Raw genomic sequence first — 9860 nt, 5'->3', positions numbered from 1 at the left:
GGCTCTGCCTGCCAGCGCACACGGTCTCGGCTGGTCGGCGGCGGGCATCAACGAAGATTTTCCCTTGTCTGGCAGTCGCTCACTCTATGGAGCAACCAAGTTGAGTGCGGAGTTGTTGATTGCCGAGTATGTGGCGCTCTATCAACTCCCAGCAACCATATTGCGCTGTGGGGTGATTGCCGGTCCTTGGCAGATGGGCAAGGTGGATCAGGGGGTATTTGTCTTGTGGATGGCCCGCCATCTCTATCAAGGAGCCCTTTCCTATTCCGGTTTTGGCGGCAAGGGCAAACAGGTGCGTGATTTTTTGCATATTGATGATCTGTATGATCTGGTGCGTTTACAGATGGAAGCGGCGCATCTCTTTACCGACACTCCCCTCAATGCTGGCGGTGGCGCAGAGAATGCGTTGTCGTTGTATGAGTTGAGCCGTTTGGCGGTTGCGACAACCGGTTGCACACTGGCCCTCGGCAGTCAACCGGAGAGCCGTGCGGCAGATATTCCCTATTATGTGACCGATCAGAGCCGATTGCGCGAATTGTGTGGTTGGCGTCCGCAGCGCACGGTGCAGCGGCTTGCGGAGGATGTGGTGCGTTGGCTGGTGGATAATCGGGGGCAATTGGAGCCTTTGTTGCGTGGTTGACAGGCGGGCGTGGGCAAGCGCACGCGATGGGCATTGTCTGCTTTTTCAGGGAGAGTATCGATGAGTATTGTGCTGGTAACGGGTGCCCATGGTTTGGTAGGCAGTGCCACAGTGGCACTCTTTGCCGAGCAAGGTTACGATGTCATCGGCATCGATAACAATATGCGCCAATATTTTTTTGGTGAGGATGGCTCGACCCTGGCTGCCGGGGAGCGCTTGCGGCAAACCTATGGCCCACGTTATCGCGCTTTGGATCTGGATATTCGTGATCAGGCGGCTATTGAGGCGCTGTTTGCCGAGCATGGCAAAGATCTGGCAGGGGTGGTGCATGCCGCCGCCCAACCCTCGCATGACTGGGCGGCACGTGAGCCGCTGACTGATTTTACCATCAATGCCAATGGCACCCTGCATTTGCTGGAGGCAACCCGGCGCCATGCTGCAGAGGTGCCGTTTATCTTTACCAGCACCAACAAGGTTTATGGTGATCAACCCAATCATCTGCCCCTCATCGAGTTGGAAAGTCGTTGGGAGTTGGATCCTGCCCATCCCTATGCCTTGCGCGGCGTCGATGAGAGCATGTCGATTGACAACTGCCTGCACAGCCTGTTTGGTGCCTCGAAGGTAGCCGCCGATGTGCTGACCCAGGAGTATGGTCGCTATTTTGGCCTGAAGACAGCGGTATTTCGTGGAGGCTGTTTGACCGGCTCCGGGCATGCAGGCGCCGAACTGCACGGCTTTCTGGCCTGGTTAAGCAAATGTGTGTTGAGCGGTCGGCCCTATACTGTATTTGGCTATTTGGGCAAGCAGGTACGTGATAATATTCATGTTCGTGATTTGGTGCAGGCATTCTGGGAATTTTTCCAGGCCCCCCGCTCCGGGGAGGTCTACAACATGGGTGGGGCACGGATTGCCAACTGCTCTGTTTTGGAGGCGATTGCCTTGTGTGAGGAGATCAGTGGCCGTCGTCTGGACTATAGCATAGTCCCCGGCAACCGCATTGGCGACCATCAGTGGTGGATCAGCGATGTCCAAAAATTTGCCAGCCACTATCCCCGCTGGCGTTTGACCTTAAGCATACGTGAGATTATCGAAGAGATCATCGCCGGTCTGCGCCAGCAAAGCGCTTGAACACTGTTGTGGAGTGGAGAAAAGATGCACGGCAGGCCATAATGGACGCATCTGCCACAAAAACAAACCAATGTTGGCTCTGCACAACACATGGGCAAAGACAATCCACAAATTGCCGCAGCATTTTGTTTGCGCAGGGCAATTGCATTTGAAAATCAGAAAACTATTATGGAGGTCCAGGAGGAGATTATCTCCTCCTGGTGGGTGCAGGGCAAAGCCCTGCTGGTAATGTGCGGCGTTTCACAAAAGCGAATGCTTAAGCATTCGCGCACGCCGCACCGATTTGTGCCCCGAAGGGGCACTCTTTGGGAGGGCGGACGCCCGACATGCACAGTTTCGCTTGTGGCAACAGTGAGGAAATTGGCAAATGCGATTGCCCTGTTTGTTTGCGTGGATTCTCTTGCCAGGAGCAGAGCCCTGTGTTACATTAACCGAATCAGCTCTCGTGGCATGGGAGAACAACTGCTTATGCTGCAATGCAAAATTTGACTTATCCAGGAATGGCTTCGCTTTTTTTCCTTGCCTGGGAGAAAGGGTGGTCGATATTATGGAAGAGCTTGAGGGGGCCAAACCTGAAAAGGAGGCCAAAATGGATCATCATGCCAAGCCGTTGATACGCAGCCAAGTCTTGGTGGTCATGGGTGCACTGTTTGTATCCTTGATTACTCTGTTTGGAGTGCTGAACAATCCGGGAGAGTTGATTAAGCAGGATGTGACAATGGGACCGATCGTTGCTGCAGGGCGCATCGTGGTTCCCTTGATTATTGTAGTGGGAGTGCTTTATTTTTTTGCCAATCTGCGCAAGTGTGAATCATGCGGGAAAATTCTTTTTTGGAAAAAAAACCGGAACTGATGCCCCAACAAGCAAAATCGGTTGTATTATACCCCGCTTCGGCGGGGATTTTTTTTGGATGTCTGCTGCCGACAGCGCATCAGAATGCAATAAAGGAGAGGAAGAGAGATGGCAAGGGTCTTTAATTTTAGCGCTGGACCGGCAGTTTTACCCGTACCGGTATTGCAGCGGGCACGTGATGAGATGATCGAACATGGCAACAGCGGCATGTCGGTTATGGAGATGAGCCACCGCTCCAAAGCTTATATGGCCATCATCGGCAATGCCATGGCTTTGTTGCGCGAGTTGTTGGAGATTCCGGACGATTATGAGGTATTGTTGCTGCAGGGGGGTGCCTCTCTGCAATTTTCCATGATTCCGATGAACCTGTTGAGCGATCCGGGCAAACAGAGTGTCGATTATGTATTGACAGGCAGTTGGGCCGAAAAAGCCTATGGTGAGGCCAAAAAGCAGGGTGTCGAGGTGCGGATAGCCGCCACCAGCAAAGCGGTCAACTATTCGCGGATTCCGACGCAGGCAGAGTTGACGTTAAATCCTGACGCTGCTTATGTGCATATCACCTCCAACAATACCATTTTTGGCACGGAATATTATTATACTCCGGAGACCAACGGCATTCCGCTGGTAGCCGACATCTCCTCCAATGTGCTGTCGCGCCCGATGGAGATCAGCAAATATGGTTTGCTCTATGCGGGAGCGCAAAAAAATCTGGGACCGAGCGGTGTTACGGTAGTGATTGTGCGCAAGGATCTGCTGGGACGGCGCAGCGGCTTGCCACAAATGTTGGATTATAAAGTACATGCAGAAAATGATTCCATGTTCAACACCCCGCCCACCTATGCCATTTATATTCTGGGATTGGTGTTGCAGTGGACCAAAGAGCAAGGTGGTGTAGCGGCCATGGAGCAGCGCAACATTCGCAAAGCAGCCAAACTTTATGCGGCCATTGACAACTCCTCCTTCTACCAATGTCCCACCGAACCGGTCAGCCGTTCGCGGATGAATGTGCCCTTTACTTTGGCGGATGCCGCTTTGGATGCCACCTTTTTGGCCGAAGCCAAAGAGGCTGGATTGGTCACCTTGGCAGGGCATCGTTCCGTTGGCGGCATGCGTGCTTCCATCTATAACGCCATGCCTGAAGAGGGGGTGGAGGCACTGGTGCAATTCATGGCCGAATTTGAACGGGTGCATGGCTGATCCCATCCACGCTATTCAGGAAGAGGTTTGGATCCGGTTTGAGCAAGGCTCCTTGCGCATCACCGGATCCAGCCAACAACTGGCCCCTGTTGCCGCTTCTTTGCGTTGGGATGAACGTACCGATTGTTATCGTGCTGAAGCCCGGCGTTATGGCATTATCCTCTTGACTCTGCATCAACTGCGCATACCTTTTCGCGACGAAGCCCGTCGTTTCAACAGACAAAATTTTCAACTGTTGCAGCACTATGCTCCCCGTCCCCATCAGCAGGAGGCTTTGGATGCCTGGCTGGCGGCCAAGCGACAAGGGGTAGTGGTGTTGCCGACCGGGGCAGGCAAGACTTTGGTAGCCCGTTTGGCTATTGCCAAGACACAGCGCGATACCTTGATTTTGGTTCCCACTCTTGACCTGATGCAGCAGTGGCATGAACAGTTGGCGGCCAGCTTCTTAATACCCATCGGTCTTTTGGGCGGTGGTGACTATCAACTGGAGAGCATTACCGTCTCCACCTATGATTCGGCCTATTTGCGCATGGAGCAGATAGGCGACCGTTTTGGTCTGTTGATCTGCGACGAATGCCATCATTTGCCGGCCACCACCACCCGCCTGGCAGCCATCCAATCCATCGCCCCGTTTCGTTTGGGGCTGACTGCTACCCCAGAACGCACCGACGGCCAAGAGGCGGATCTGTATGACCTGCTGGGGGCCATCTGTTATCGCAGTGAAATTACCGATCTGGAAGGAGAATATTTGGCTCCCTACCGGTTGGAACAGATTGCGGTACACCTGGACCCGGATGAGCGAATTGCGTATAATAATGCATATGCGCAATATCGTGACTTTGTACGAAGTTGTGGAGTAAAATTAAGCGAACCCAACGGCTGGAGTCAATTTGTACAAATCTGTCACCGTTCGCAGGAGGGGCGAGCGGCCTACCGGGCCTATTTGCTGCAAAAGCGGCTGGCGAGGGCATCGCGAGCCAAGTTGCGCACGGTGTGGCAGTTGTTGCGACGGCACAAGGGAGAGCAGGTGTTGTTGTTCACCGATGATAATGCCACGGCCTATGCGATTGGCGAGACATTTTTTCTGCCGGTGATCACCCATCATACGCGCATTTCCGAGCGCAAGCAGATGTTGGATAATTTTCGTTCTGGCGAGTTGCCATTTCTGGTCAATTCGCATGTTTTGAACGAGGGGGTAGATGTACCGGATGTTGCGGTAGGTATTATAGTTTCCGGCAGTGGTTCGGTACGGGCTCATGTGCAGAGGTTGGGCCGAATTTTACGACCACGCGAAGGAAAACAGGCAATATTGTACGAATTGGTATCGGAAGGTACAGCGGAAACCTTTACCAGTGAAAAGCGCCGTCAACATTTGGCCTATCAGCGATGAAACAGTTTTTTCTTTGGACGGGTCGCCAACAGTGTACAGGAGGAAGAGATGTCAGCAATTACTTTGAAGAGGCAACCCGTTATTTTGGTGGCAGATGATTCCCGTTCGGCGCGGGAGTTGATTAAAAATTTTTTGGAGAATGATGGCTATTCGGTCACTTTGGCTGCGGATGGCAAGGAGGCGGTGAAAAAGTTTCGTGAGCGGCATCATGATTTGGTGTTGATGGATGCCAACATGCCGGTGGTGGATGGTTATCGGGCTTGTGCGGAGATACGGCGTGGGCCCACTGGCAAGGATGTGAGCATTATCATGATCACCGGGCAGAATGATGATGAGTCGGTGGAGCAGGCATTTGCTGCTGGGGCAGAGGAGTTTGTCACCAAGCCGATCCATTGGAGTGTGTTGCAGAAGCGGATACGATTATCTTTGAACAGTCGCTTTGCCCAGGAGGAGGTATTGGAGAGTCGGGCGCGGATGGAGGCGGTTTTCAATACTGCGGCTGACAGTATTATTGTCATCAATGCGGCTGGGATTATGGAGTCGGTAAACCGGGCGGCAGAAAAGTTGTTTGGCTATGCGCAGTCGGAGATGGTTGGGCAGAATGTATCGATGTTGATGCCATCGCCCTATCGGGAGCGTCATGACAGTTATATTGCCTCTTATGTGCACACGGGCAAGGCCAAGGTGATGGGGCAGCGCATGGAGTTGGTAGCGTTGAAGAAGAGTGGCAAGACTTTTCCCATTGAGTTGACCATCAGCGAGGTCAAGCTTACTGATCGCATATTGTTTACTGGCATCTTGCGTGACATTACCGAGCGCAAGGAGGCGGAGCAGAAGATTTTTTATCAAGCCAATTATGATGCGTTGACTGGGATTGCCAATCGTTCTTTGTTTATGAAAAATTTGCGACATCATTTGGCGGAGTCGGCGGGCAAGGGTCAGGGATTATCCTTGCTTTTTATTGATTTGGATCGTTTCAAGTGGGTGAATGACAATTTAGGGCATGCGGCTGGGGATGAGTTATTAAAGCTTTCCAGTGAGCGGATTCAATCTTGTTTACGCGAGGGTGATTTGGCGGCGCGTTTGGGTGGGGATGAATTTACGGTTATTTTGCCCAATATTGAGCGTCAGCAAGCGGTTGCCATTGCCCATTTGATTTTGCATCGTTTGAATGAAGAGTTTTCGTTGACGGGCAAGCCGGCATATATTTCGGGATCGTTAGGGGTTGCCTTTTATCCTGAGGATGCTCAGGAGTTGGATGCGTTATTGAAGTGTGCGGATGAGGCGATGTATTGTTCCAAGCGGGCTGGGCGTAATGCCTGTCATTTATCTACTGGAGAGTCGTTGATTTTGCCGCGCAAATATTGAGCGATAATTTAATCTGTTAAATTATCAGGGAGGTCCAGGAGGGGATTATCCCCTCCTGGAATGCTTTTGCTTTTTGCTTTTTGCGGCGCTTTTACAACAAGCCAAGGCGGTTTTTGCCTTGGCGCCGCGCCGCTTGAGCCGGAGGTTTGGAGGCGGGAGCCTCCAAGGTTTTGCCCGGTGCGGAAAGCGACCTCCAAGAATTTGCGCTGCGCCGACACTATCCGCCAGAGCTTTACCCCACAGTGAAAACATCCTCCAGAGCTTTACCCCACAGTGAAAACATCCGCCAGAGCTTTACCCCACAGTGAAAACATCCTCCAAGGCTTTGCACTATGCCGAGGAGGGCCCTCAAGAAGGTTTATCCTCGCGCAGATTCCCTGAACGAAGCCGTTCCCAGGAGCACACCTCCCCTTCGACGATATAAAACAGGGGATGGGGTTGTGGTTGTTGGTTTGGCGAGAGCAGGGCAAACAGTTGCGGAGCACGTCGGTTTAATTTCTGCAGCAGGTGTTGCCATTCATAGAGCAGTTGTCCGCGCGTTTCCGCCATTGGGGAAGCAGGGGGTGCTGGACAGATCAGGCTGGCATTAAATTGATAACTGCGGCGCGTCGCCTCCTGTTGCACCGCCCAGAGGAAGGAAGCGATAGCGCCGACAGGATCGTGTTGCGCACGAAACCGCTGCAGTTGCGGATGATGTTGATAGCCTTTGCTCTCTCCGCGCAACACCTTTTGCGCCAGCAGCCCTTCACGCCAGAGCGCCACCAATCCTTGGCTATCGAGATAGTGTGGGTGCAGGGTCCATAAACGCATCGCCAGTATCCGCTGGACAGAGTTAACCTATAATGGGCAAGCATACAAACAGAATCGGTGCTCCGTAGCGACACAGCGCAACACATCCAGGAGGGTATTTTACCCCTCCTGGCCGCTTGCGCCAATCCTTACATCTGCAACAACTCCTGCTCCAGCAGCTCCTTTCCGCCTTCCCACTCCTGACGCAACTGCTCCATCTGGCCGTTCAACCCCTCGATACGGTTTTCCAAACCATCCATCTTCTCCAACATGCGGGCATGAAAATGGCTGTCGTTGGGCACGGTATGCAGATTTTCCCTTACGCGAACCTGCTCCTGCTGCATGCGCTGCAACTCCTCCTGCTGTCCCTGCAACCGGCTCTCTAACGCCGCCAACTGCCGCCGCTTTTGCAACAACCCCTCCAAACTCTTGCGCACACCTGCATCCATCCCCTCCTCGGAGGCCCAGACACTCAACACCGCTTCCGTCGCCTGCAAGAGGGCTATCTGTTGCCCTTGCACACGCTCTTCCACCACCTCAATAGCCTGCTGCGAGCCTGCCGCTGCCGTCACGGGGATGCGCCAAAAGCGCCCGCTCTCGCGTGCACTGTTCGGGGCCACCATCTGCCAGCCCCCCTCTCGCGCCTGTACCATCATCACCTGCCGACTCTCCTTGGCACGATTGCGCACACTATAACGCTGCAGACGCTTCTCGCGATGCGTCACCTCCAAAACCCCTTTGACCACCTTGACCGACTCCAAACGCTTTTGCAGCGGAGTACCCTGCTTGACCACCTCCACATCCAAATCCAAAGCATAGGACAAGAGTTGATCTGCCCCCACCGGCAAATAGTCAAAACGGGCCTCACCGGCATATAAATCCCCGTCATACAAAGCTACCGGACCTGGTGAAATGGTCCCTGCGGTGCCATTGCTCACCCGCAACGCCCGCATGCTGCGTCCCCCCCCAGGCAAGGTGGTGTCAAAAACGGTCAAACGTTCCACATCAACTGCAGCATTGACAATTGGCAACAAAGCCCCTTGACCACGCTCCAAATGGACCCCATCCACCTTGAAAATAAAGGTCTCCCCCGCCTGCTCGCCGCTGGCCACAATTGCTTCTGGCGCCGGGTCGGGCAAAGAGAGCTCCCAAGGTTGCTGGGCAAGCATCGGTTGACTATCCATTTCGGCAGCGGCTCCGGCCTCGAATTGGCGTGCCGATTTGGCGCGCGGCAGGGATGCCGCCGAGCGCATCAGTTGCCGTTCTGCCTGCGCACGACTCTGTTTTTCTCCCTCCCGCTCGGCTCCCCCCTGCAAACGTAATGGATCAACTATCCGCTGCCGTGGTCGATACCAGGGTTTGGAAAGCTCTTCGATAAAAGAGATCGGACGACCGGAGGCCAAGGTCAAACGCACATCGCGCCAATCTTGACCGCTCTGATTTTCCACCACCGCCCAACCTTGCAAACGGGCTTTGCCCCCCTTGCCCTCCGTGGAGGACAAACTGAGCCGCCAGGCACTTTTCCACACCGGGCTCTCCATCACATAACCCAAACGAATCCGTCGCGACCCCTGCCCTGGAATGGGAATCACCACATCCCGCCGCTCCCGACCCCGGTTGCCATCCAACAAAGCCAACGAACGCGCCAGATCCTGACGCACCCGCTCCTCAACAATCTGCATCCCACGCAAATCGCGCCAGGGCAAGCTGCGCACACTTCCCTCTTCGCTGGCCAGATTGACCACCCAATCGCTGCTTGTCCCCTCCCCTTTACCCTCCCAGGAGAGCGGACGTTGTTCTGCACCCAGCAATCGACCAGCCAACTGCTCGCCATGATAGTTGAGCAATACCTTTGCGCCACGCAGTCGGCTCAGCAGCTCGCCCACCCCAGGATTATCGGACAAATCGACCTGCAACCCCGCCAAGAGACGTTCCAAAGGTTCGCGTGATGGATAGATCGCCTGTAACGCTGCGCCACCATCCACATCATCCACCACCAGCGATTTAAGCAGATCATCCAGTTGTTCATCCTTGAAAGAGAGACGCACCTCTCCGGGTGCTGCCACGGTTCCCGCATGCTGAAAATAGCCCACCCCAGAGGCAAAGAGAGCCACTGCCCGCATTGGCACCTCCGCCCAAGCCAGTGCCGTCAACGAACTCAACAGAGCTCCTCCCAACAGACCATAGCCTTTTTTCATGCCCACTCCTCTCCACTCCAATAGGATACCATCCTTGTCCACTGCCGATCATCCAGCCTGCTTGCGCTGCAGAGCGAGCCATTATGACAAATTTATTCCCTGCCCAGATAGGATCAATAATTCAAGGCAATCAAAAATCAATATATTATTATGGAGGTCCAGGAGGAGATTATCTCCTCCTGGTGGGTGCAGGGCAAAGCCCTGCTGGTAATATCAATATATTATTATGGAGGTCCAGGAGGAGATTATCTCCTCCTGGTGGGTGCAGGGCAAAGCCCTGCTGGTAATGTGCGGCGT

The 9860-nt window shown here is 53.9% G+C and carries 8 protein-coding genes; 6 read left to right on the top strand and 2 right to left on the bottom strand.

What is annotated here, in order from left to right; translation table 11 throughout:
• The 6 genes from EJP87_RS10485 to EJP87_RS10460 all read left to right on the top strand — a co-directional run.
• Positions 1-640, top strand: a 640-nt coding sequence (locus EJP87_RS10485) for an NAD-dependent epimerase/dehydratase family protein (RefSeq protein WP_130471824.1), incomplete at its 5' end; no start/stop codon positions are given.
• A 60-nt stretch (positions 641-700) separates the two neighbouring features.
• Entirely contained in the window at positions 701-1768 is a 1068-nt protein-coding gene (locus EJP87_RS10480; RefSeq protein WP_130471823.1) for an NAD-dependent epimerase/dehydratase family protein, read from the top strand.
• A 535-nt stretch (positions 1769-2303) separates the two neighbouring features.
• On the top strand, positions 2304-2621 hold the full coding sequence (locus EJP87_RS10475; protein WP_130471822.1) for a hypothetical protein: 318 nt from the start codon (positions 2304-2306) through the stop codon (positions 2619-2621).
• Between the two features lie 108 nt (positions 2622-2729).
• The gene (serC, locus tag EJP87_RS10470) at positions 2730-3818 is read left to right on the top strand and encodes a 3-phosphoserine/phosphohydroxythreonine transaminase (protein ID WP_130471821.1); all 1089 of its coding nucleotides are present in this window, start codon (positions 2730-2732) and stop codon (positions 3816-3818) included.
• The gene (locus EJP87_RS10465; protein WP_130471820.1) at positions 3811-5208 is read left to right on the top strand and encodes a DEAD/DEAH box helicase; all 1398 of its coding nucleotides are present in this window, start codon (positions 3811-3813) and stop codon (positions 5206-5208) included. Before serC ends, EJP87_RS10465 begins: the two co-directional genes overlap by 8 nt.
• 48 nt (positions 5209-5256) lie before the next feature.
• On the top strand, positions 5257-6576 hold the full coding sequence (locus EJP87_RS10460; protein ID WP_130471819.1) for a two-component system response regulator: 1320 nt from the start codon (positions 5257-5259) through the stop codon (positions 6574-6576).
• Positions 6577-6924: 348 nt separating this feature from the next.
• Here EJP87_RS10460 and EJP87_RS10455 read toward each other — a convergent pair whose 3' ends face one another.
• Positions 6925-7386, bottom strand: coding sequence for a pyrimidine dimer DNA glycosylase/endonuclease V (locus tag EJP87_RS10455; RefSeq protein WP_130471818.1), 462 nt, complete (start codon positions 7384-7386; stop codon positions 6925-6927).
• Positions 7387-7514: 128 nt separating this feature from the next.
• A complete protein-coding gene (locus EJP87_RS10450) occupies positions 7515-9563 on the bottom strand; it encodes a DUF4139 domain-containing protein (RefSeq protein WP_130471817.1) in 2049 nt (682 codons plus the stop codon).
• Between the last annotated feature and the right edge of the window lie 297 nt (positions 9564-9860).

The sequence above is a fragment of the Candidatus Magnetaquicoccus inordinatus genome (genome assembly GCF_004217665.1).
GTDB classification, from domain to species: domain Bacteria; phylum Pseudomonadota; class Magnetococcia; order Magnetococcales; family Magnetaquicoccaceae; genus Magnetaquicoccus; species Magnetaquicoccus inordinatus.
The sequence above is the reverse complement of the archived record's forward strand: the minus strand, read 5'-3'. Positions and strand labels throughout refer to the sequence as shown.